Source organism: Roseateles sp. P5_E4 (genome assembly GCF_054049255.1).
In genome coordinates, this window is record NZ_JBFUMS010000019.1 from 88,677 (window position 1) to 108,998 (window position 20,322).

Sequence of the window (20,322 nt, forward strand, 5' to 3'; positions counted from 1 at the left end):
GTCTGGCGCTTCGGGCTGCCGGCTGCGTTGTTCTTCCTTGCGGGCACGAGCCCGCTGCGTCGTCTCGCCTTGCGGGCAACCCGCCTCGCCAGCCCCTCGGACGCGCACAACCGCCGTTTCCGGGCCGGCAATCATTTCTTCAGTTGCTGAGCCGCCTTCAGCATCGCGTCGATGTGGCCGTCGGGGTTCATGCTGGCATGCACGGCAGCGACCTTGCCGTCGGTGCCGATCAGATAGGACACGCGGTCGGCCATGGTGCCGGGCACCATCTTCAGCGTGACGTCGTAGTCCTTGATGACCTTGCCGCCGGCGTCGGCCGCGACGGCGAACTTGTTGCGGCAGGCCTCGACGCTGAACTTCTTCAGCGTCTCGATGTCGTCGTTGGACATGCCGATGACCGTCGTGTGCAGCGCCTTGAACTTGTCGGTCGCCTCGGCGAACTGGTGGGCCTCGACGGTGCAGCCGCTGGTGAAGGCCTTGGGATAGAAGTACAGCACCACCGGGCCTTGCTTGAGGGCCTCGGCCAGCTTGAACTTGAAGGATTGGCCGCCGACGGCGGCGTCAGTGCTGAAGTCGGGGGCCGGGGCGCCGACGCTGAGGGCGGCGTGGCCTGGCAGGGCCAGCAGCAGGGATAGCGAGGCAAACAGGGGAGCAAGGCGCGACGACATAACGACTCCAACAGGTGAACAATCACGGGGCCGGCACCAACAACCAAAGCCGGCTTGCGCCTAGTATCCACTCGCTCGAAATTCAAGGTGTACCGATGACCTTTTCCTCCTGCTGCCGCGTGACGGCGCCCTTGCTGTTCTCCCTGCTCGCCATGGCAGGCTGTGGCGGCGTAGGCCACGACGTCGCTGACGTCGTCGGCGCCATGGCCGACGGCATCGTGTGCGGCCTGCGCAACTGCACCGAATCCTCGACGCTGAACGTCGACGAGATCAGCCCTCGCTTCAGCGCGGCCCAGGCAACGGGCGACAACCGCGTGGTGGTGGACGGCTTCCTCGGCAAGTCCGCCAACGTACTGACGACGGTGCTGATGGCGCCGAACGAGCGCCTGTCGGTCAGCGTCGACGGCGGCCCCGAGGTGACGATGAGCAATCCCGACGGCGAGCGTCTGGGCTACACCGCCAGCTTGGCCGCCGCGAGCGCCCAGCCGGTGGTGCAGCTGGTGTTCACGCGGGCCGGTGTGCGCCATGTGAGCCAGGTCACGCTGCCCGTCGGCTTCACGGTGCTGCAGCCCACTGGCAACCCTTTGCTGACACGCAGCGGCGCCGCCCTGCCGGTGCGGCTGAACCTGTCCGGCGTGAACGACGCCGTCGCCACGGGCAGCGGCAGCTGCAGCCGCAGCGATGGCAGCAGCTTCACGGTCAAGAACGAGAATCTGGGCGCACGCATCGAGGGCAGCGTGGCGGGCGGCTACCGGCTGGAGCCGGCCCTGGTGGACGACAACCTCAACATCGCCAGCCGCAATGCCAACAACAGCGATCCCAAGACCGCGGCCGTCAGCCGTTGCGAGCTCACGGTGACCTGGACCAAATCCTCTCGCGGCACCATCGCGCCGACGATGAACGGCCACGGTACTTTCCTCGGCGAACGCCAGGCCAGCCACCCGCTGGTCTACGACGCGCGCTCCTGAAGCAGACTGTCAGCGAGCCAGCGCTGCAGGGCGCCGACGACGGCGGGCGCTGCGGCGCCTGGATCGCCCAGCGCCTGGGCGGCGCGCTCGCAGAGCTGCGCGAACGGCAAGCCCTCGGCCACCGCGCCCAGCAAAGCGGCCTCCAGCGGCTCCAGCGAGCGCCAGCGGGTCTCGCCGGCCTGGCGCCAGGCCAGCAGCGTGTGTTCATGCGCCACGGGCTCAGGCAACTCGGGTTGGTCGTCGCCGGACTCCGGCTCCCACTCGCGCAGCACGCGCCAGGCGGGCTCGATGGCGTAGGCCAGCACCGCGCGCTGCACGCTGGGCTGCAGGTGCAGCACCAGACCGGCCCAGTCGTCTGCGCCAAGTGCGGCCAGCGAGGCCGGCTCCAGCGGGGGTGCCTGGGCCGCATCGAAGGCGCCACGCAGAGCCCAGTCCATGCGCGCGAAATCGATCAGGCTGGCATGGGGCACGAGTTCATCGTCTGCTGCGGCCATGAAGTCGGCCAGCTCATGGCCGAACCAGCGGATCGACGGGTGCTGGCTGGGCCGCGCGGCGAGATAGGCCTGGCCCAGGGCGTCGAAAGCCTCGTCGCCCAATGCCCGGGCGAGCACGGTGTAGTTGTCGGTCAGCGCCGCCACGAGGCGGGCCCGATAGGCATGGCGATAGACCTCCAGGCCTGTCGCGTGGTCGCCAGCGAGCAGGCCGGTCGCGTCCACGCCGTCGCGGATGGCAGCGGCCAGTCGCTGCTGTTGCTGGATGACGCTCATGAGGTGATCGCCAGGCGGCGGGCCACGGCCAGTTCGGCCAGCAGGCTCTCCAGCGGCGGGATGTGGTCGTCGCGCTCGATCATGGTCGGCACGGCGCCGAAGCGCTTCACGGCATGCTGGTACAGCGCCCAGACCTCGTCGCGCACCGGGTGGTCGTGGGTGTCGATGACGATGTCGCCACGGTCCTCGTGGCCGGCGAGGTGGATCTGTCGCACGGGCTCGACAGGGATGGCGTCCAGGTAGGTGATCGGGTCGAAGCCATGGTTGCGGCCCGAGACATAGACGTTGTTGACGTCCAGCAGCAACTGGGCGCCGGTGGCCTTGAGCAACTGGGCGATGAAGTCCCACTCCGTCATCTCGTCGGCCGCGAAGCGCACATAGCTGGACACGTTCTCCAGCACCAACGACCGGCCGAGGATGTCCTGCACCTGGGCGATGCGGCCGCCCACGTGATCGAGAGCGGCGCGCGTCAGCGGCACGGGCAGCAGGTCATGCAGCTGGCTGTGCGCGTCGGCGCTCCAGCAGAGGTGGTCGGACACCCAGCCGGGTTCAAGCCGGTCCGCCAGCGCTTTCAATTCGCGCAGATAGCCCAGGTCCAGCGGTGCGGGCCCTGCCACGGACAGCGACACGCCGTGCATGACCAGCGGGTAGTCCGCCCGGATGCGCTCCAGATGCGCCATCGGCGGGCCGCCGGGCACCATGTAGTTCTCGGAAATGATCTCCAGCCAGTCGGGCCGCACGGCGGCATCCACGCCCGCCTCGAAGGCCGCGTAATGCTCGACGCGCAAGCCCAGGCCGAAGCCTTCAATCTTGGTCATTCAGTCGATGAAGAGAACACAGCCACAGAGACACCGAGACACAGAGGAAATCACCAGCACATCGCGGCAGCCGAGCCTCTCTGTGCCTCCGTGTCTCTGTGGCTGAATTTCAGAGATGGCGGCGAGGCCGCATGCGACCTCGCCCGTTTCAGGCCGGCTTACTTTTCAACTTTTCCGCCAGCCTTGGTGCACTCGTCAGCGCTCTTCTTGCTGACCCAGCCCTGGCCCTTGCAGCCGTTGTGGCCCTTGCAGTCGCTCTTGGCGGTCTTGCACTCGGAGGTGCCCTTGCAGCCGTTCACGCCGGAGCACTTGACCATGCCGTCGGCGGCCATGGCGGTCGTCGGCACGGCGGTGGCGAACAGGGCGGCAGCGGCGGCGGCGATGCCCAGGCCAGTCTTGAGGGATGCGTTCATATCGAGTCTCCAGGAGATAAAAGTGGATGAATGTGAGAGGTTTCACCACAGGCCGATTCCGGATGCATCCGACATCGACTTGCCAGCTTCTGTCGGGGGCCATGCCCAACTCCTTACAACCGACAGGCAGATTCTGATTACCTGACGTTATGACTGCAATGGCGCGTGGCATTCGTCATGGTCCGGCGCCAGCCGCTAGAGTCCGTCAGCTTCGCTTCCGATCCCCATGCTGAACACCGAAACCCCGAGCACCCGGCATCCCGACCTGGACACTTACGCCACGCCGGCACTGCTGGATGCATTCATCGCCGATCAGGTCGATGCCGTCGCCGCAGTCAAAGCCGCCGCGCCTCAGCTCGCCGCCGCCGTGGACGCCGCACTGCCGCGCATCCGCGCCGGCGGCCGGCTGCTGTATGCCGGCGCCGGCACTTCCGGGCGGCTCGGCGTGCTGGACAGCGTGGAGCTCTACCCCACCTTTTCCTGGCCACGGGAACGGGCCGTTGCCGTCATCGCCGGCGGCCAGGGCGCGATGTTTGTCGCCGTTGAGGGCGCGGAGGACGACCGCGCCCAGGGTGCCGCCGACCTGAACGCGCTCAACCCCGGCCCCAACGACGTGGCCCTGCTGCTTGCAGCGTCCGGCGGCACGCCCTATGTGCTGGGTGCCATTGAGGCCGCCCGCGCGGCCGGCGCGCTGACCATCGGCTTTGCCAACAACCCCGGCGCGCCGGTCACCCAGCAGGCAGAGATCGGCATCACGCTGGACACCGGCGCCGAGGTCATCTCCGGCAGCACGCGCCTCAAGGCCGGCACCTCGCAGAAGATCGCGCTGAATACCTTCTCGTCGGCCCTGATGGTGCGGCTCAACAAGGTCTACGGCAACCTGATGGTGGACCTGAAGGCGACCAACGTGAAGCTCGTGAAGCGGGCGGTGGCGCTGACCGTGCGCGCTTCGGGCGCGAGTGAGGCCGATGCGCAGGCTGCGCTGGCGCAATGCGACCACCATGTGAAGACGGCGCTGGTGATGCTCAAGCGCGGTGTCGGTGCGCGCGAGGCGCAGGCCTTGCTGGACAAGGTCGATGGCAGCGTGAGCCGGGCACTGGCTGCGTGAACACCCAGCAACGCTCGCCCTGGGCGTGGATCCCGACGCTCTACTTCGCCCAGGGGATTCCGTACGTCGTCGTCATGACGCTGTCGGTGGTGCTCTACAAGAACCTCGGCATCTCAAACACCGACATCGCCCTCTACACCAGCTGGCTCTACCTGCCCTGGGTCATCAAACCGCTGTGGTCGCCGTTGGCCGAGTTGTTCGGCACCAAGCGGCTCTGGGTCACGGTGCTGCAGTTCTTCGTCGGCGCGGCGCTGGCCGGCGTGGCGCTGACGATCCCGACCGACAAGGTCTTCCAGCTGTCGCTCGCGGTCTTCTGGCTGATGGCGTTCGCGTCCGCCTCGCACGACATCGCGGCCGACGGCTACTACATGCTGGCCCTGCCGCAGCACCAGCAGGCCGCCTTCGTGGGCGTGCGCTCGACCTTCTATCGCCTCGCCAACATCGGCGGCCAGGGCGGCCTGGTCTACCTGGCCGGTGAGCTGACCGAGCGCAGCGGCAGCGTCGTGCAAGCCTGGACCTGGGTGTTCTGGCTGCTGGGCGGGCTGTTCGTGCTGCTGGCGGCCTGGCATGCGCTCGTGTTGCCCCGGCCTGCGGCCGACGTGCAAGGCCCCGGCCGCAGTGCCGCGCGCGGGCTGGCGGCCGAATTCATGGCCGTGTTCGCCAGCTTCTTCAAAAAGCCCGGCATCGCCATCACGCTGGGCTTCCTGCTGCTCTACCGCTTTCCCGAGGCGCAGCTGCTCAAGCTCGCCAGCCCCTTCCTGCTCGACCCGGTCGACAAGGGTGGCCTGGGCCTGTCCACCAAGGCCGTTGGCATCGCCTATGGCACGGTCGGCCTGACGGCACTGACACTGGGTGGCCTGGCCGGCGGCTGGGTCATCTCCCGCATCGGCCTGAAGCGCGCGCTGTGGCCGCTGGTGCTGGCCATGCATGTGCCCAACGTCGCCTTCCTGCTGCTGGCCATCACGCATCCAACCAGCCTCGCCGTCATCAGCAGCGCCCTGGCCGTCGAGCAGTTCGGCTACGGCCTCGGGTTCACGGCCTATCTGATGTACATGATCCACGTCGCCGACGGGACCCAGAAGACAGCGCATTACGCGATCTGCACCGGCTTCATGGCGCTTGGGATGATGATCCCCGGCATGTGGAGCGGCTGGCTGCAGGACCACATCGGCTATGTGCCCTTCTTCGCCTGGGTGCTGGTGGCCACGCTGCCGAGCTTTGTCATGGCGGCGCTGATCAAGGTGCCGGAAGGCTTCGGCAAGAAGGCCGAGGCATGAAGGACCGCGCGCGCCCGCCGCCGGGCCGCCCCAAGGCGGGCGACATCCCCTCGGGGGATCGGACGCCGTACCCGGCGACCGAGGGGCGCATCCTTTCACTGGACGCCTTCCGCGGCTTCGCGATCGCGGCGATGCTGCTGGTCAACAACCCCGGCGACTGGGGCAACGTCTACGCGCCGCTGCTGCACGCGCACTGGAACGGCTGGACCTTCACGGACTGGGTCTTCCCCTTCTTCGTCTTCATCTCCGGCATGGCGATGACGCTCAGCCTCGCGCGCCGCGCGCAGGCCGGCGCCAACAAGACGGCGCTGCTGCTGAGCACGTCACGCCGGGCGCTGGTCATCATCGGCATCGGCCTGCTGCTCAACCTGATTCCCAGCTTCAATTTCGAGACCCTGCGCATCCCCGGCGTGCTGCAGCGCCTGGGCCTGTGCACGCTGGCCGCGGCGCCCATCGTCATCTGGTGCGGCGCACGCGGCGTGGCGCTGTGGGCCGTGCTGCTGATGGCCATCTACTCGGCAATACAGCTCTGCTTGCCGGTGCCCGACGCAGACGGCATCGTCCACGTCGGCCTGCTGGATCCGGGCAAGGATGCCGGTTCCTGGCTGGACCGCCTGTTGCTGGACGGCCACCTGTGGAAGCAGGCCAAGGTCTGGGACCCCGAGGGCCTGCTGTCGACGTTGCCTGCCGTGTCGACCCAACTGCTGGGCGTGCTCGCCGGCTATGTGCTGGCCTCCAAGAGGCAGCCCGCCGACAAGGCCATGACCTGGGTGCTCTATGGCCTGGCCTCGCTGTGGCTGGGCCAGGTGCTCGACTCGCTGCTGATGCCCATCAACAAGTCGCTGTGGACGCCGTCCTTCGTCTTCGCCATGGCCGGCTGGGCCTTGCTCGTCTTCGCCGTCTTCTACTGGCTGCTGGACGCCATGCCGCAGCCGCTGGCCCGCCAGCGCTGGGCGCGCGTGTTCCACCCGCTGGTCGTCTTCGGCATGAACGCCCTCTTCCTGTTCGCGCTGTCGGGCCTCGTTGCCAAGACGCTCTACACCGTCAAGTTTGCCGACGGCGCCAGCCTCGGTCGCGCGCTGTACGCACCACTGCGCGACTCGGGCCTCGCACCGAAGAACGCCTCGCTGCTGCACGCCTTCGCCTTCGTGCTCTGCATGTACGCCATCGCCTGGCTCATGCATCGCAAGCGCTGGTTTATGAAAGTCTGATGCCATGAAACGCCGCGACCTGCTCAGCCTCGCCTCCGTTCCGCTGCTTTCCGCCTGCGCCACGGCGCCCGCCCCCGTGCCGCCGGGCGAGGCAGCGCTGGCGGCCACGCCGCCAGCGCCCGCAGCATCGGCCGCCACCGTGCTGACCCCGCCGCCGCGCGAATGGCGCGCCGCCTGGATCGCCACCGTCGCCAACATCGACTGGCCCAGCAAGCCTGGCCTGAGCGCTGAAGCGCAGCAGGCCGAGATCAAGTCCTTGTGCGACACCGCCGTGCGCATCGGCCTTAACGCGCTGATCCTGCAGGTGCGCACCAGCGCCGATGCCCTCTACGAATCCAAGCTGGAACCCTGGAGCGAATACCTCACCGGCACCCAGGGCCAGCACCCCGGCTACGACCCGCTGGCCGTCTGGCTGGCTGAGGCTCGCGCCCGCGGCCTGGAGCTGCATGCCTGGATCAACCCCTACCGCGCCCGGCACAGCACGGCCAAATCCGCGCTGGCCGAGACGCACATCGGCCGCAGCCGCGACTGGGTCAAGCGCTATGGCGACCAGCTCTGGATGGACCCGGGCGAGCCCGCCGCCGCCGAGCAGACCCTGGCCGTGGCGCGCGACATCCTGAGCCGCTATGCCGTCGACGGCATCCACATCGACGACTACTTCTACCCCTACCCCATCAACGATCCGGCCACCAAGCAGGAGGTCGACTTCCCGGACGAACCGAGCTGGCAGCGCTACACGGCCAAGGGCGGGTCCCTGAGCCGCCACGACTGGCGCCGCTACAACGTCAACACGCTGGTGCAGCGCCTGTACGCGCTGGCCCATGAAGTGCGCCCCGGCACGCGCGTCGGCGTCAGCCCCTTCGGCATCCCCAAGCCCGACGCACGCCCGGCCGGCATCAGTGGCTTCAGCCAGTACGACAAGCTCTATGCCGACGTGGAGCTGTGGCTGCGCGAGGGCTGGATGGACTATCTCGCGCCCCAGCTCTACTGGCCGCGCTCGCAGACGGCCCAGTCCTTCGAGCCGCTGCTGCAGGCCTGGCGCGCGTCCAACCCCCTGGGCCGGCCCATCCATCCGGGCCTGTTCACCAGCCGCATCAACGACACCGACAAGAGCTGGCAGCCCGACGAGGTGCTGGCCCAGATCGACATCATCCGGCGCGCTTCGCCGGGCAGCGGCCACATCCACTTCAGCATGGCGGCGCTGTCGCAGAACCGCAAGGGCATTGCGGACGCGCTGCGCAGTGGGCCCTACGCGGCGCCCTGACGGCCTGGCTCAGTACGCGTAAGTGATCTTGCGCAGCTGCACCTCATAGCCGCGGTCACTGGTGCTCAGCGACGACGAGGTGCTCTTCACGCGCAGGTAGACGGCCATCGTCTTGCCCGTCGCGTTGAAGTAGTTGACCTCGGTCTTGCCGTTGATGATGGCGCCGGCCTTGATCAGCTTGCCGCTGGCGTCCAGCAGCTCCATCGTCGCGTTGAAGGAGAAGATATCCAGCAGCGTCGGCGGGTCCAGCGTCAGCGTGGTCTGCAGCGTCGTCGAAGCGGCCAGGTTGACCGAGTAGATGTCGACGAACTGCGGGTAGGCCGGCTGCAGCGTGCCGCGCACCCGCGCCGGGAACACGTTCAGGTATTGGGCCTGGGCCAGCGTGTCGTTGGGCTCCTTCTCCAGGCGCAAGCCGCGCGCCGCGATGATGGCCTGCTCGGCGTCGACGATGCCGGCACCACAGCCTGTACAGCTGCCCGGGAAGGCGCGCGCGGTAGAGCGCATCAAGGAGGCCATGTCCGACGGCAACACCGTCGAGTTGACGGCCGCCATCAGCGCGGCCACGCCGGCGACATGGGGCGCCGCCATGGACGTGCCGCGCAGCCAGCTGTAGGCGTCGGCCACCGGGCCGCTCATGCCGGTGTTGGACAGCGACAGCACGTTGCCGTAGGTCGCGTCGCCGCCGGGCGCCGCGATGTCCACCATGTCGCCGTAGTTGGAATAGCTGGAGCGCGCGCCGACCTTGTTCGTCGCGGCCACGGCCATCACATGCTTGCAGTTGGCCGGCGTCTGCTTGGCGACGTCCTGGTTGTCGTTGCCGGCCGCGACAACGATCACCGCCCCCTTGTTGTAGGCGTAGTTGATGGCCGACTGCGTGATGCTGGCACAGGCCGCTTCGCCGCCCAGCGACAGGTTCATGATCAGCGCCGGGTTGGCGTTGGCCGGCACGCCGGCCACCGAGCCGCCGGCGGCCCAGACGATGCCATCGGCGATGTCCGACGTGGCGCCGCCGCACTTGCCCAGCACGCGCACCGGCACGATCTTGGCCTTGGGCGCCACGCCGGTCACGCCCAGCGCGTTGTTGCCCACGGCGGCGATGGTGCCGGCAACATGGGTGCCGTGCCAGCTGCTGTTCTGGGCTGGTTTGTCGGCGCCGCACTGGTTGGCTGTGACGTTGTCGCCGGGGTCGCCGGCATTGCTGTCGCGCCCGCCACCGTCGCCGGCGCGGGTGCTGTCGGTGATGAAGTCATAGCCCGGCAGCAGGTTGGCCGCGATGTCGGCATGCGGCAGTACGCCGGTGTCCAGCACCGCCACGCGCACGCCGGAGCCCATGCCGATGTCCCAGGCCTTGGGCGCGTTGATGCCACCGGTCGGGTCGCTCATGTCCCACTGGTTGGCCCAGTTCGTGTCGTTGGGCGTGAAGGTGGGCTGCATGACGTGGTCGATCTCGACGGACTCGATGCTCGGGTCCGACAGCTGGATGTCGCGTGCCAGTTGGGCCAGTGCGCTGGCCGGCACGCGCTGGGCGAGGCGGATGACGCGATGGCCCAGTGCGCTCTCCCGATCGAAAGCCACGCGCTGGCCGCGCGCCTCGCTCATGGCCCGAAAGCCCTGCAGCGCCGCCTTGGCGGCCACCGGCGTGCGCGCGCCGTCGCGGAACTTGATGATGAGGCCGGCGGCCTGGGGCTCTGTGCGGGCCTGGGTCTGGCTGGAGGCGGGGTTCATCACGCTCAACAGTGCGGCGGCGATGAAGCTGAGGGCGAAAGGCTTGTAGGTCGGGTGCATGGAAGGCTCCGTGTCAAAGAACCCTCATGCTCGACAGCGCCCGTTGCAGCCCCGCTTCAGCGGCGCACGCGGTTGGTTTCGTTTGTTGCGCGCGCCCCCTAGCTTGCGCGCCCGGGCGCCGTTGTCATGCCGGCTTCACGGCGGCTGCCTAGCCTGCCGTGCTTGAACCAACGGAGACATCCATGCGCCGCACCTTCACCCGCCTCGCACTGCTGCTGCTTGCCGCCGCCAGCCTGCCCGCCTGGGCCCACGATGCCGATGGCGACCGCCGCGGCGGCAACACCGGCATCGCCAGCGTGCAACTGGGCCCGCGCCCCTTCTTCCTCGTCAACGAGATGAACGACAGCCCGCTGAAGAAGCGCCTGCAGCATTGCGCCGCCTCGCGCGAAAGCTACAGGCCCACGCTGTTCTCCATCGGCCACCGCGGCGCGCCGCTGCAGTTCCCCGAGCACACCAAGGAGAGCTATGAGGCCGCCGCACGCATGGGCGCCGGCATCGTCGAGTGCGACGTGACCTTCACCAAGGACAAGGAGCTGGTCTGCCGCCATGCGCAGAACGACCTGCACACGACCACCAACATCCTCACCACGCCGCTGGCGAGCAAATGCATCAAGCCCTTCACGCCGGCCGCCTTCGACGCCGCCGGCACCCTCATCGCACCCGCTGCGGCCGAATGCCGCACCAGTGAGCTGACGCTGGCCGAGTTCAAGACGCTGCGCGGCAAGATGGACGCCTTCAACCCGCGCGGCCGCACGGTGGCCGAGTACATGGCCGGCACGCCGAACTTCCGCACCGACCTCTACGCCGGCCCCACCAGCGGCACGCTGCTGACGCTGAAGGAAGCCATCGCCTTGTTCAAGCAGCTCGGCGTGAAGATGACGCCCGAGCTGAAGGCACCCAGCGTCGTCATGCCCTTTGACGGCTTCACGCAGGCCGCCTATGCGCAGAAGATGCTCGACGAGCACAAGGCGGCTGGCGTGCCGGCGCGAGACGTCTGGGCGCAGAGCTTCGACCTCAACGACATCCTGTACTGGGTCAAGAACGAGCCGGCTTTCGGGCGCCAGGCCGTCTACCTCGATGACGCCAACGTGCCCGCCGACGTGCCCACCGCCGAGCAGCTCAAGGCCTACCGTGCCCAGGGCGTGCGCATCGTCGCGCCGCCGCTGTGGATGCTGCTGGCCGCCGATACCAGCGGCAACCTGCTGCCCTCGCAATACGCACGCAACGCCAAGGCCGCCGGCCTGGACATCATCACCTGGTCGCTGGAGCGCAGCGGCATCCTGGCCGACGGCAACAACGGCTCCTACTACCAGACCTATGACAGCGCCATCACCCGCGAGGGCGACATGTTCCGCATGCTGGACGTGCTGGCCGAGCAGGTCGGCGTGATCGGCGTGTTCTCGGACTGGCCGGCCACCGTCAGTTTCTACGCCAACTGCACTGGGCAAAAATAGCCCACCCCCTACCGGCTTCGCCGGCCCCCTCAAGGGGGCACCACCAGTGGCCCGGCGAAGCCGGTTCCACGGTGGTCGCTGGGTGGCCCGCGCGCTTCGCCGCGGGGATCAAACGACATCAGCTTGTCTGGCGCGCCACCATCAGGTGGTAGCTGCCACGCAGCCCCGCCTCCTCGAAGCCGCAGCTGGCGTACATGCGCCGCGCCGGGTTCTCGGGGTGGACGGTCAGCGCGACCTGGGCATGGCCCGCCCGCCAGGCGGCGTCCAGCGCCGCCAACATCAGCGCCTTGCCGATGCCCTGGCGCTGAAAGGCCGGCCACAGGCCGATGCCCAGCTGCGGCGTGCTCGCATCCACCGACGCCAGGCCCACGCCCTCGGGCAGCACGCGCATCCAGCAGGCGCCCGCGTCCGCACCTTCTTGCACGGCGACAAGGCCGATGTCGGTGGGCCGTCCCCAGTCCTCGGCATAGATACGCACGCCAGGGTTGTCCAGCACCTCGCGCGGGCGCAGCGGCGCGGGCGGCGGGTCCCACAGCGCGATGTGCAGCCAGTCCCACAGCGTGGACTGGTCCTGCGGGAACAGCGGGCGAAAGTGCAGCATAGGCCCGAGCCTAACGGATCGGTCAGTCGCCAGTCTGAGGTCATGGCGATCACGCCGCCAGCAGCTTCGCCGCAGCGGCCATCGCGGCCTCGTCCTTCAGCACGTCGCCGGGCCGCGTGCCGTCGCCCAGCACGGCGCCGCCCCAGCGCATTTTCATGTAGCCGGCGCTGAAGCGCAGGCTGTCCACCAGGGGCGCAGCCAGGTGGGGCTCGTCACCGCTGCTGGTGGCGCACAGCACATACATCGCCTTGCCGGCCATCTGCGGCTTGAAGTCCAGGCCCGGCACGCGCATGAAGGCGCTCCAGTGGTCGAGGTAGAGCTTGAGCGGTGCCGGCAGGCTGTACCAGTACAGCGGTGAGGCGACGAGGAGGTCCGTCGCCCACAAGGTGTCGTCCAGCAGGCGGGCGAGGTCGCCAGTGGGGGCCGGGTACTGGCCAACGCTGTGCCGGATGTCCTCGAAGGGCGGCAGGGCCAATTCAGCCATGCGCTGCCAGCGCACCTCGGTGCCGGCGGGCAACGCCGCCACCGCGGCGCGGGCCATCAGTTCGGCGTTGCCATCGGCGCGGGTGCTGGCGAGGAGGATGAGGACGCGGCGTGCAGCGGTTTCGGTCATGGCGGCAGGGGTTGCTGGGGCAGGGCCAAATGATGGCGCCAAGCCCATGCCCTTTGCCCGCCGCGGGGCACGCCTGCGGCCTGCCGGCTGCCCCCTCCATCTGCGGGGCGCCCCCCAGGGTTTGGGGTGGGCGCCGGCAGGGCTTCGGTCGCCCAATGGTGCAACACCCCTCGGGAGACCCACCATGCGCCGTGCCCTCCTTGCTCTTGCCCTGTCCACCCTGAGCGTGGCCCAGGCCGCCAGCGTGTCCGTCTACAACAGCCTCGCGGCATGGCAGGGCGCCATCAGCGGGGCGGCGCAGACGCAGGACTTCTCCGGTTATTCGTCCGGCACCAACCTGACAGGCGTGGCGGTGCTGCCCGGCGTCACCCTGACCAGCAACCTCGGCCCGGTGCAGGCCTTCGCGCAGACGGCCACGGCCTTTGGCGCGCGCAACCTCGGCAATGCCTACTTCGAAGGCCATTACGCGCTGCCCTTCCTCGCCGCCGCGCTGGACATCACCGCCTTCGAATCCAGCCCCGGCGTGCCCAGCACCGCGGTCGACCAGGGCCTGCTGTCATTCCTCTTCAGCGACGGCACGACGCAGGACCTCGCCATCTCGGGCGGCAGCGGCGCGCCGATCTTCGTCGGCGTGATCTCGACCAGTGCCATCGCGGCCTTCCGCTGGACCGAGGCGCATGAAGGCAACGGCGGCAACGAAGAGACGGGGCTGGACAACCTGCGCGTCGCGATGCGCACCGTCAACCAGCTGCCGCTGCCGGGCACGCTGCCACTGGCGTTGCTGGCCTTGCTGACGTCAGGTGTGCTGCCGCTGGTGCGAGGCCGCCCGCGCTGATCGGCGCGAGCCGCTTCGCTCAGAAGAACCCGAGCGCGTTCGGCGAATAGCTGACCAGCAGGTTCTTCGTCTGCTGGTAGTGGTCGAGCATGGCCTTGTGGGTCTCGCGGCCGATGCCGGACTCCTTGTAGCCACCAAACGCCGCATGCGCCGGATAGGCGTGATAGCAGTTCGTCCACACGCGACCGGCCTGGATGGCGCGGCCCATGCGGTAGGCGCGGCTGCCATCGCGGCTCCATACACCGGCGCCCAGGCCGTAAGGCGTGTCGTTGGCGATCTGCAGCGCCTCGGCCTCGGTCTTGAAGGTGGTCACGGCCAGCACCGGGCCGAAGATCTCCTCGCGGAAGATGCGCATGTTGTTGTTGCCCTGGAAGAGCGTCGGCTGGATGTAGTAGCCGCCCGCCAGGTCGCCGCCGAGATGGGCGCGGTCGCCACCGATCAGCACCTTGGCGCCTTCCTCCTTGCCCAGCGCGAGGTAGGTCTGGATCTTGTCCATCTGCATGGCCGAAGCCTGCGCGCCCATCATCGTGTCGGTGTCGAGAGGATTGCCCTGCTTGATGGCGGCCACGCGCTTGAGCGCCCGCGCCATGAACTTGTCGTAGATGCTCTCCTGGATCAGCGCGCGGCTGGGGCAGGTGCAGACCTCACCCTGGTTGAACGCGAACAGCACCAGGCCCTCGATGGCCTTGTCCAGGAAGGCGTCGTCCTCGGCCATCACATCCTCGAAGAAGATGTTGGGGCTCTTGCCGCCCAGCTCCAGCGTGGCGGGGATCAGGTTGCTGGCCGCCGCCTGGGCAATGACCTTCCCGGTGGCGGTCGACCCGGTGAAGGCGATCTTGGCGATACGCTTGCTGGTGGCCAGCGGCATGCCGGCCTCGCGGCCGAAGCCGTTGACGATGTTCAGCACGCCCGGCGGCAGCAGGTCGGCGATCAGCTCGGCCATCACGAGGATGCTGACCGGCGTGCTCTCGGCGGGCTTGAGCACCACGCAATTGCCCGCGCCGAGTGCCGGGGCCAGCTTCCAGGCCGCCATCAGGATGGGGAAGTTCCACGGAATGATCTGGCCCACCACGCCCAGCGGCTCCTGGAAGTGGTACGCGATGGTGTTGCCGTCGATCTGGGAGAGAGCGCCTTCCTGCGCACGCACGCAGCCGGCGAAGTAGCGGAAGTGATCCACTGTCAGCGGGATATCGGCGTTCAACGTCTCGCGGATGGGCTTGCCGTTGTCCACGGTCTCGGCGTAGGCCAGCAGCTCCAGGTTCTGCTCGATGCGGTCGGCAATCTTCAGCAGCAGGTTGGCGCGGTCGGCCGGCGGCACAGCGGCCCAGCTCGCGGCAGCGGCGTGGGCGGCGTCCAGCGCCAGCTCGATGTCTGCGGCGCTCGATCGCGCGGCCTGCGTGTAGACCTTGCCGCTGATGGGCGTGATGACGTCGAAGTACTGGCCCTCCACGGGCGGCACGAACTTGCCGCCGATGAAGTTGTCGTAACGCGCCTTGTAGGCGATCTTGGCGCCGGCAGCACCGGGGGCGGCGTAAACAGTCATGGCTTGTCTCCTGCGAATGGGTTGAGGCATGTCCATCAACGCAGAACCCGTGCCAGCACACGGCGGGCACGCCAGAGCCCGCTGCACGGGTCGTAGCCAAGGGAAATCACCCTTGGGCTGTTGCAGGCTGGAGCAGTCCGGCACAGAACGGCACAGCGCTGCGCAAACACAGGCCGCGGCACCTGCCGGCAGTGCTCCAGGCGCCCGCTGTCACAGCGCGGCGCAGCCTGTTCACGGGGCTGACACCGGCCCCGGAGCAACCCTGCCCGCGCGCCGCCGCATTGCTCCATCGCGCCGCGAAAACTGCGCGAATTCAACTGGCATGGAGCTTGCGCCTTGACCGGCCATCCGCACGCCGCCTCGGCCTGGCGGTGCATATCCATCAACAAAGGAGACAACGCCATGCAACTCAACCCTCTCGCCGCACTGCTGTCCGTGAGCTTCGGCCTGGTGGCCGCCGGCAGTGCCGCCGCCGCCGTGACCGACCAGATGATCGAGGCCTCGGCCAAGTCGGGCCAGGAAGTGCTGTCCTGGGGCCTGGGCACGCAGGGCCAGCGCCACTCGACGCTCAAGCAGGTCAACGTTGGCAACGTGGCCAAGCTGGCGCCGGTCTGGGCCTTCTCCTTCGGCGGCGAGAAGCAGCGCGGCCAGGAGTCGCAGCCGCTGATCCACAACGGCAAGATGTTCGTGACGGCCTCCTACTCGCGCATCTTTGCGCTGGACGCCGCCACCGGCGCCAAGCTGTGGAAGTACGAGCACCGCCTGCCCGACGGCATCATGCCCTGTTGCGACGTCGTCAACCGCGGCGCGGCGCTGTTCGACAACCTCGTCATCTTCGCCACGCTGGACGCCCAGCTCGTGGCGCTGGACCAGGCCACCGGCGACGTGGTGTGGAAGGAAAAGATCGATGACTACGCCGCCGGCTACTCCGCCACGGCCGCACCCATCATTGCCCAGGGCCTGTTGCTGACGGGCGTGTCGGGCGGCGAGTTCGGCGTGGTCGGCCGTGTGGAAGCGCGCGACCCCAGGACCGGCAAGATGGTCTGGACCCGCCCGACGGTCGAAGGCCACATGGGCTACACCTGGGACAAGGCCGGCGTGAAGCACGAGAACGGCATCTCCGGCACGCAGGGCAAGAGCTGGCCCGGCGACCTGTGGAAGACCGGCGGCGCGGCCACCTGGCTGGGCGGCACCTACGACCCCAAGACCGGCCTGGCCTACTTCGGCACCGGCAACCCCGCACCGTGGAACAGCCATCTGCGCCAGGGCGACAACCTGTTCAGCTGCTCCACCGTCGCCATCGACGTGAAGACCGGCCTGATCAAGTGGCACTACCAGGGCACGCCCAACGACGGCTGGGACTTCGACGGCGTCAACGAGTTCATCACCTTCGACCAGGATGGCAAGCGCATGGGCGCCAAGGCCGACCGCAACGGCTTCTTCTACGTGCTCGACGCCACCAACGGCCAGCTCGCCAACGCCTTTCCCTTCGTCAAGAAGATCAGCTGGGCCACCGGCATCGATTTGAAGACCGGCCGGCCCAACTTCGTGCCCGAGAACCGCCCCGGCGACCCGACCGCCGGCGCCGATGGCAAGAAGGGCAACTCGGTGTTCTCGTCGCCCTCCTTCCTGGGCGGCAAGAACCAGATGCCCATGGCCTACAGCCCCGACACCAAGCTCTTCTACGTACCCGCCAACGAATGGGGCATGGAGATCTGGAACGAGCCCATCGCCTACAAGAAGGGCGCGGCCTACCTGGGCGCCGGCTTCACGATCAAGACGCTCAACGACGACTACATCGGCGCCCTGCGCGCAGTGGACCCCAAGACCGGCAAGATCGTCTGGGAGGTCAAGAACAACGCGCCGCTGTGGGGTGGTGTGCTGACCACCGCCGGCAACCTGGTGTTCTGGGGCACGCCGGAAGGCTGGCTCAAGGCCGCGGACGCCAAGACCGGCAAGGTCGTCTGGCAGTTCCAGACCGGCTCGGGCGTCGTCGCACCGCCGGTGTCCTGGCAGCAGAACGGCGAGCAGTTCATCAGCGTCGTGTCGGGCTGGGGCGGTGCCGTGCCGCTGTGGGGCGGCGACGTGGCCAAGAAGGTCAGCTTCCTGGAGCAGGGCGGCATGGTTTGGGTGTTCAAGCTGCCGAAATAGGCCCACCCCCTACTCGCTTCGCGAGCCCCCTCGAGGGGCGCCGTCAGTGGCCCGGCAAAGCGCTTGCGCTTCGGTGAAGGCTCATATCGCGCAGCGATGTGATGCCGAAGCCAAAGCCGGTTCCACGACGACCGCTTGAGGGGCTCGTCTTGCATCCTCGCCTGGAGTTCCTGATGTCCCACCCCACCCGCCGCATCTTCATGATGCAAGCCACCTTGGCCACCCTCGCCTGCCCAGCCATCGCGCAGACGTCGCCGGTCGACGAAGCCAGCGAGACCGCTGTCGCCCTGGGCTACCGGCACGACACCACCAAGGTCGACGCCGCCAAGTTCCCCAAGCACCAGGCCAGCCAGCACTGCGCCAACTGCCAGTTCTGGCAGGCCAAACCCACCGACGCGTGGAGCGGCTGCGCGATGTTCGGCCGCAAGGCGCAGGTCGCGAAGAGCGGCTGGTGCAACGCCTGGGCGAAGGCGCCGGGCTGAGCCCAAGCCGGGCTCGCGGAACAGGAGCCCACTTGGTCGATCACACGGAAAAGCGGCTGTCGGCTTCAGGCTGGCTGCTGTCACCCAGACTTTGCGATCCAATGGCAGCTGTCCGCGGCAACGGTCATTGAACGGTTCGCAGCCTGAGCGAATGCTGGACCACCGGGACCGGCCACCCACCGATGCCCGCGCTTGGCGAGTCACCGGGCCGGTCAACGACAGCTATCGCGGCCGCAGGCCCGAACGACGCGGGCGTCAGCAAAGTGACCAAAGCGGAAGTACCGATGTCCAGTTCAGCCCGGCGCCGCCATGAGTATTCGCGCAGCGACCAGCGGTGGCCGGCGGTGGTCGCGTACGACTGAATCACAGTCCGCCAAGGGCCGCCGCATCGATCCGCTGAGCCAGGGCATGTGTAGGTTGCCAGCGCCCGCCCTGCGCTACGAAGCGATCCGCGGCGTCCAACACCTCGCGAGGCCGTCGCGCTTGAGTAAACACGGCGTCAATCGCCAAGCCTGCCAGGGCACGCTGCTGCCGATGCATCCGGTCGGTATCGACACGACCCTGAGGGTCGAACGTCAGCACGAAATACACCCTGCGGACAATGTGAAGCACGGTGCGGCCGCTGACCTCGACGATCAACTCGGCCACCCGCACGCGTTGACCCGCCAGCGCGGGCATGGTGTGCAAATCCGGATCCCGCATGAGGCCGTCGAACGTCGTGTTCTTCATGCGAACCACACGTTCATCAAGATCGACCAGATATCGGCGGCAGGACAGGCCCATGGCAAAGAGGGGGCGATGGCGTCAGTGCAACGGTATCCGAAACGGTCGTTCCCGACATCCTGGCGCTCGTGGACTACCCAGGGCCTATCCGGGTCTTACCCCGGGCTGAACCGGTCGAGGGGGCTGCGCACCGCGCCGCCTCCGAGCTTGAGCACGTGGGTGTAGATCATGGTAGTGGCGACATCTGAATGACCGAGCAGCTCCTGGACCGTGCGAATGTCATAGCCATCCTGCAGCAAATGAGTGGCAAAGCAGTGGCGCAGGGTGTGGGGTGTGGCCGGCTTGGCGACGCCCGCCTGCTCGACCGCCCGCTTGAACGCCCGTTGGAAGGTCTGGTCATACAGATGGTGGCGGCGCACCACCCCGCTGCGCGGATCGGTCGAATGGTGGTCCTGCGGGAAAACCCAGAACCAGGGCCAGGAGGCGCCCATACGCGGGTACTTGCGATCCAGGGCGTGCGGCATCTCCACGCCAGTGGTGCCCGCCTCCACATCGCCCGCCCACACCAGGCGGGCCTGGGCCAACTGCTCTCGCATGGCCGCTGTGAGGGATTGCGGCAACATCACCACCCGGTCCTTGGCCCCCTTGCCCTCGCGCACCGTCAGCGCGCGCAGGCCAAAGTCCACGTCCTTGACCCGAAGCTGCAGGGCCTCCGCGATGCGCAAGCCGGTGCCATAGAGCAGCCGGGCCAGCAGCAGATGTTCACCCGTCAGCCCCGCAAGCACACGACCCACCTCGTCCACCGTGAGCACGACCGGCAAGCGCCGATGCCGGCGGGGGTGCCCGATTTCCTTCAGCCAAGGCAAGTCCTGCCCCAGGACCTTGATGTAGAAGAACAGCAGCGCCGACAGTGCCTGGCTGTGCGTGGAGGGCGAGACATTGCGGTCATTGGCCAGGTACGTCAGGAAGGCCTCGACCTCCGGGCCGCCCATTTGCGCGGGGTGGCGAATGCCATGAAACCGGATGAAGGCCTTGAGCCAATAGGCATAGACCTCCTCGGTCCGCAGGCTGTAGTGCATCAGGCGCAGCCGCTCTCGCAACTGGTCAAGCACCCGCACCGAGCGAAGCGGCGGCAGCGCCGCCGATGGCGCAGGCCGCAGGTTTCCCCGAGCTGGCGAACTGAGTGAGCTGACTGGCATCATGGCCACTCCAGCGGCGCCGAACAGGCCCGGCGAGAACTTGTAACAACGTGCCGCTTTTGCCGGAAATTTAATGCTGTATAAAACAACAGTCAACTGGGAAATTCTGAAGGTGAGTCAAGCACTTGCCACGATTCATCACGGCGATGTTGTGGCGCAGCTTGCCTGCCTAGGCAGCAGCGGCGGTCTCCCGAGAACACGTTAAGCGCACAGCCGTGTTAAAGGTTTGAGTCAATTGGAGCGTCATCCGCCAATGCCTGCCGCTGATGGCCTCGGTTTCGATGCCCAGTGCCCTTGGGAGAGGCGTGACCGCTCCGGCGTTTGCTTGGGCTGTCCGTCCTCCGGCGGCCAGCGCACGGATGGTGGCAACTCCAACAGTCTTCTTGCTGGCTTGGTCACAGGTCGGGCGCCACCTTCTCCTGCCATCCGAGCAAAAGCATCC

The 20,322-nt window shown here is 67.9% G+C and carries 19 protein-coding genes; 9 read left to right on the forward strand and 10 right to left on the reverse strand.

The genetic code is table 11. The annotated features are described in order from the left end of the window. Window positions 1-131 precede the first annotated feature (131 nt). Complete coding sequence (locus tag ACXJLH_RS27590; protein ID WP_082532814.1) at window positions 132-668, reverse strand: peroxiredoxin; 537 nt, start codon at window positions 666-668, stop codon at window positions 132-134. Between the two features lie 95 nt (window positions 669-763). Between ACXJLH_RS27590 and ACXJLH_RS27595 the strand changes: the two genes are divergently transcribed. Continuing rightward, window positions 764-1,636: a hypothetical protein gene (locus ACXJLH_RS27595; protein WP_457447549.1), complete on the forward strand. Its 873-nt coding sequence runs from the start codon at window positions 764-766 to the stop codon at window positions 1,634-1,636. On the opposite strand, the gene ACXJLH_RS27600 is transcribed toward ACXJLH_RS27595, so the two are convergent. From ACXJLH_RS27600 to bufA2, 3 genes are all read right to left on the reverse strand, one after another. Further along, on the reverse strand, window positions 1,618-2,403 hold the full coding sequence (locus ACXJLH_RS27600; RefSeq protein ID WP_457447551.1) for an HvfC/BufC family peptide modification chaperone: 786 nt from the start codon (window positions 2,401-2,403) through the stop codon (window positions 1,618-1,620). The two genes, ACXJLH_RS27595 and ACXJLH_RS27600, sit on opposite strands and share 19 nt — an antisense overlap. Beyond that, a complete protein-coding gene (gene bufB, locus ACXJLH_RS27605) occupies window positions 2,400-3,221 on the reverse strand; it encodes an MNIO family bufferin maturase (RefSeq protein ID WP_457447552.1) in 822 nt (273 codons plus the stop codon). The genes ACXJLH_RS27600 and bufB overlap by 4 nt, the downstream gene beginning before the upstream one ends. Before the next feature lie 158 nt (window positions 3,222-3,379). Next, entirely contained in the window at window positions 3,380-3,634 is a 255-nt protein-coding gene (bufA2, locus tag ACXJLH_RS27610) for a BufA2 family periplasmic bufferin-type metallophore (protein WP_056200244.1), read from the reverse strand. Between the two features lie 226 nt (window positions 3,635-3,860). Between bufA2 and ACXJLH_RS27615 the strand changes: the two genes are divergently transcribed. From ACXJLH_RS27615 to ACXJLH_RS27630, 4 genes are read left to right on the forward strand one after another with little or no spacing between them, the layout of a single operon-like run. Continuing rightward, window positions 3,861-4,742, forward strand: coding sequence for an N-acetylmuramic acid 6-phosphate etherase (locus ACXJLH_RS27615; RefSeq protein WP_056200247.1), 882 nt, complete (start codon window positions 3,861-3,863; stop codon window positions 4,740-4,742). After that, on the forward strand, window positions 4,739-6,019 hold the full coding sequence (locus ACXJLH_RS27620; RefSeq protein WP_457447555.1) for an MFS transporter: 1,281 nt from the start codon (window positions 4,739-4,741) through the stop codon (window positions 6,017-6,019). The genes ACXJLH_RS27615 and ACXJLH_RS27620 overlap by 4 nt, the downstream gene beginning before the upstream one ends. Further along, window positions 6,016-7,230, forward strand: a complete 1,215-nt coding sequence (locus ACXJLH_RS27625; protein WP_457447557.1) for an acyltransferase family protein — start codon at window positions 6,016-6,018, stop codon at window positions 7,228-7,230. The genes ACXJLH_RS27620 and ACXJLH_RS27625 overlap by 4 nt, the downstream gene beginning before the upstream one ends. Window positions 7,231-7,234: 4 nt before the next feature. Further along, a complete protein-coding gene (locus ACXJLH_RS27630; protein ID WP_457447559.1) occupies window positions 7,235-8,494 on the forward strand; it encodes a glycoside hydrolase family 10 protein in 1,260 nt (419 codons plus the stop codon). A gap of 9 nt (window positions 8,495-8,503) precedes the next feature. Here ACXJLH_RS27630 and ACXJLH_RS27635 read toward each other — a convergent pair whose 3' ends face one another. Continuing rightward, window positions 8,504-10,279 carry a S8 family peptidase gene (locus tag ACXJLH_RS27635; RefSeq protein ID WP_457447561.1) on the reverse strand — a complete coding sequence of 592 codons (1,776 nt, stop codon included), beginning with the start codon at window positions 10,277-10,279 and terminating at the stop codon, window positions 8,504-8,506. A 182-nt stretch (window positions 10,280-10,461) separates the two neighbouring features. On the opposite strand from ACXJLH_RS27635, the gene ACXJLH_RS27640 reads away from it, so the two are divergent. Next, complete coding sequence (locus ACXJLH_RS27640; protein ID WP_457447563.1) at window positions 10,462-11,733, forward strand: glycerophosphodiester phosphodiesterase family protein; 1,272 nt, start codon at window positions 10,462-10,464, stop codon at window positions 11,731-11,733. 118 nt (window positions 11,734-11,851) lie between these two features. Here ACXJLH_RS27640 and ACXJLH_RS27645 read toward each other — a convergent pair whose 3' ends face one another. Together ACXJLH_RS27645 and ACXJLH_RS27650 are read right to left on the reverse strand one after the other, a co-directional pair. Beyond that, window positions 11,852-12,334 carry a GNAT family N-acetyltransferase gene (locus ACXJLH_RS27645; protein WP_457447564.1) on the reverse strand — a complete coding sequence of 161 codons (483 nt, stop codon included), beginning with the start codon at window positions 12,332-12,334 and terminating at the stop codon, window positions 11,852-11,854. Between the two features lie 49 nt (window positions 12,335-12,383). Then, the gene (locus ACXJLH_RS27650) at window positions 12,384-12,947 is read right to left on the reverse strand and encodes a flavodoxin family protein (RefSeq protein ID WP_457394539.1); all 564 of its coding nucleotides are present in this window, start codon (window positions 12,945-12,947) and stop codon (window positions 12,384-12,386) included. Window positions 12,948-13,131: 184 nt separating this feature from the next. On the opposite strand from ACXJLH_RS27650, the gene ACXJLH_RS27655 reads away from it, so the two are divergent. Beyond that, window positions 13,132-13,782 carry a hypothetical protein gene (locus ACXJLH_RS27655; RefSeq protein WP_457447566.1) on the forward strand — a complete coding sequence of 217 codons (651 nt, stop codon included), beginning with the start codon at window positions 13,132-13,134 and terminating at the stop codon, window positions 13,780-13,782. 19 nt (window positions 13,783-13,801) lie between these two features. On the opposite strand, the gene exaC is transcribed toward ACXJLH_RS27655, so the two are convergent. Continuing rightward, window positions 13,802-15,325, reverse strand: a complete 1,524-nt coding sequence (exaC, locus tag ACXJLH_RS27660) for an acetaldehyde dehydrogenase ExaC (RefSeq protein ID WP_056200283.1) — start codon at window positions 15,323-15,325, stop codon at window positions 13,802-13,804. Window positions 15,326-15,727: 402 nt separating this feature from the next. On the opposite strand from exaC, the gene ACXJLH_RS27665 reads away from it, so the two are divergent. Together ACXJLH_RS27665 and ACXJLH_RS27670 are read left to right on the forward strand one after the other, a co-directional pair. After that, window positions 15,728-17,476, forward strand: coding sequence for a PQQ-dependent methanol/ethanol family dehydrogenase (locus ACXJLH_RS27665; RefSeq protein WP_457447568.1), 1,749 nt, complete (start codon window positions 15,728-15,730; stop codon window positions 17,474-17,476). A 173-nt stretch (window positions 17,477-17,649) separates the two neighbouring features. Beyond that, window positions 17,650-17,958: a high-potential iron-sulfur protein gene (locus tag ACXJLH_RS27670; RefSeq protein ID WP_457447570.1), complete on the forward strand. Its 309-nt coding sequence runs from the start codon at window positions 17,650-17,652 to the stop codon at window positions 17,956-17,958. A 363-nt stretch (window positions 17,959-18,321) separates the two neighbouring features. Here ACXJLH_RS27670 and ACXJLH_RS27675 read toward each other — a convergent pair whose 3' ends face one another. Both ACXJLH_RS27675 and ACXJLH_RS27680 read right to left on the reverse strand, forming a co-directional pair. After that, a complete protein-coding gene (locus tag ACXJLH_RS27675; RefSeq protein WP_457447572.1) occupies window positions 18,322-18,741 on the reverse strand; it encodes a hypothetical protein in 420 nt (139 codons plus the stop codon). Between the two features lie 95 nt (window positions 18,742-18,836). Then, a complete protein-coding gene (locus tag ACXJLH_RS27680) occupies window positions 18,837-19,880 on the reverse strand; it encodes an integron integrase (RefSeq protein ID WP_457447574.1) in 1,044 nt (347 codons plus the stop codon). Window positions 19,881-20,322 lie beyond the last annotated feature (442 nt).

Bases quoted from the DNA above. Each gene is read 5' to 3' on its own strand.
- ACXJLH_RS27590 (WP_082532814.1), bottom strand. From the start codon at position 668: ATGTCGTCGCGCCTTGCTCCCCTGTTTGCCTCGCTATCCCTGCTGCTG.
- ACXJLH_RS27595 (WP_457447549.1), top strand. From the start codon at position 764: ATGACCTTTTCCTCCTGCTGCCGCGTGACGGCGCCCTTGCTGTTCTCC.
- ACXJLH_RS27600 (WP_457447551.1), bottom strand. From the start codon at position 2,403: ATGAGCGTCATCCAGCAACAGCAGCGACTGGCCGCTGCCATCCGCGAC.
- bufB (WP_457447552.1), bottom strand. From the start codon at position 3,221: ATGACCAAGATTGAAGGCTTCGGCCTGGGCTTGCGCGTCGAGCATTAC.
- bufA2 (WP_056200244.1), bottom strand. From the start codon at position 3,634: ATGAACGCATCCCTCAAGACTGGCCTGGGCATCGCCGCCGCCGCTGCC.
- ACXJLH_RS27615 (WP_056200247.1), top strand. From the start codon at position 3,861: ATGCTGAACACCGAAACCCCGAGCACCCGGCATCCCGACCTGGACACT.
- ACXJLH_RS27625 (WP_457447557.1), top strand. From the start codon at position 6,016: ATGAAGGACCGCGCGCGCCCGCCGCCGGGCCGCCCCAAGGCGGGCGAC.
- ACXJLH_RS27630 (WP_457447559.1), top strand. From the start codon at position 7,235: ATGAAACGCCGCGACCTGCTCAGCCTCGCCTCCGTTCCGCTGCTTTCC.
- ACXJLH_RS27635 (WP_457447561.1), bottom strand. From the start codon at position 10,279: ATGCACCCGACCTACAAGCCTTTCGCCCTCAGCTTCATCGCCGCCGCA.
- ACXJLH_RS27640 (WP_457447563.1), top strand. From the start codon at position 10,462: ATGCGCCGCACCTTCACCCGCCTCGCACTGCTGCTGCTTGCCGCCGCC.
- ACXJLH_RS27645 (WP_457447564.1), bottom strand. From the start codon at position 12,334: ATGCTGCACTTTCGCCCGCTGTTCCCGCAGGACCAGTCCACGCTGTGG.
- ACXJLH_RS27650 (WP_457394539.1), bottom strand. From the start codon at position 12,947: ATGACCGAAACCGCTGCACGCCGCGTCCTCATCCTCCTCGCCAGCACC.
- ACXJLH_RS27655 (WP_457447566.1), top strand. From the start codon at position 13,132: ATGCGCCGTGCCCTCCTTGCTCTTGCCCTGTCCACCCTGAGCGTGGCC.
- exaC (WP_056200283.1), bottom strand. From the start codon at position 15,325: ATGACTGTTTACGCCGCCCCCGGTGCTGCCGGCGCCAAGATCGCCTAC.
- ACXJLH_RS27665 (WP_457447568.1), top strand. From the start codon at position 15,728: ATGCAACTCAACCCTCTCGCCGCACTGCTGTCCGTGAGCTTCGGCCTG.
- ACXJLH_RS27670 (WP_457447570.1), top strand. From the start codon at position 17,650: ATGTCCCACCCCACCCGCCGCATCTTCATGATGCAAGCCACCTTGGCC.
- ACXJLH_RS27675 (WP_457447572.1), bottom strand. From the start codon at position 18,741: ATGGGCCTGTCCTGCCGCCGATATCTGGTCGATCTTGATGAACGTGTG.
- ACXJLH_RS27680 (WP_457447574.1), bottom strand. From the start codon at position 19,880: ATGCCAGTCAGCTCACTCAGTTCGCCAGCTCGGGGAAACCTGCGGCCT.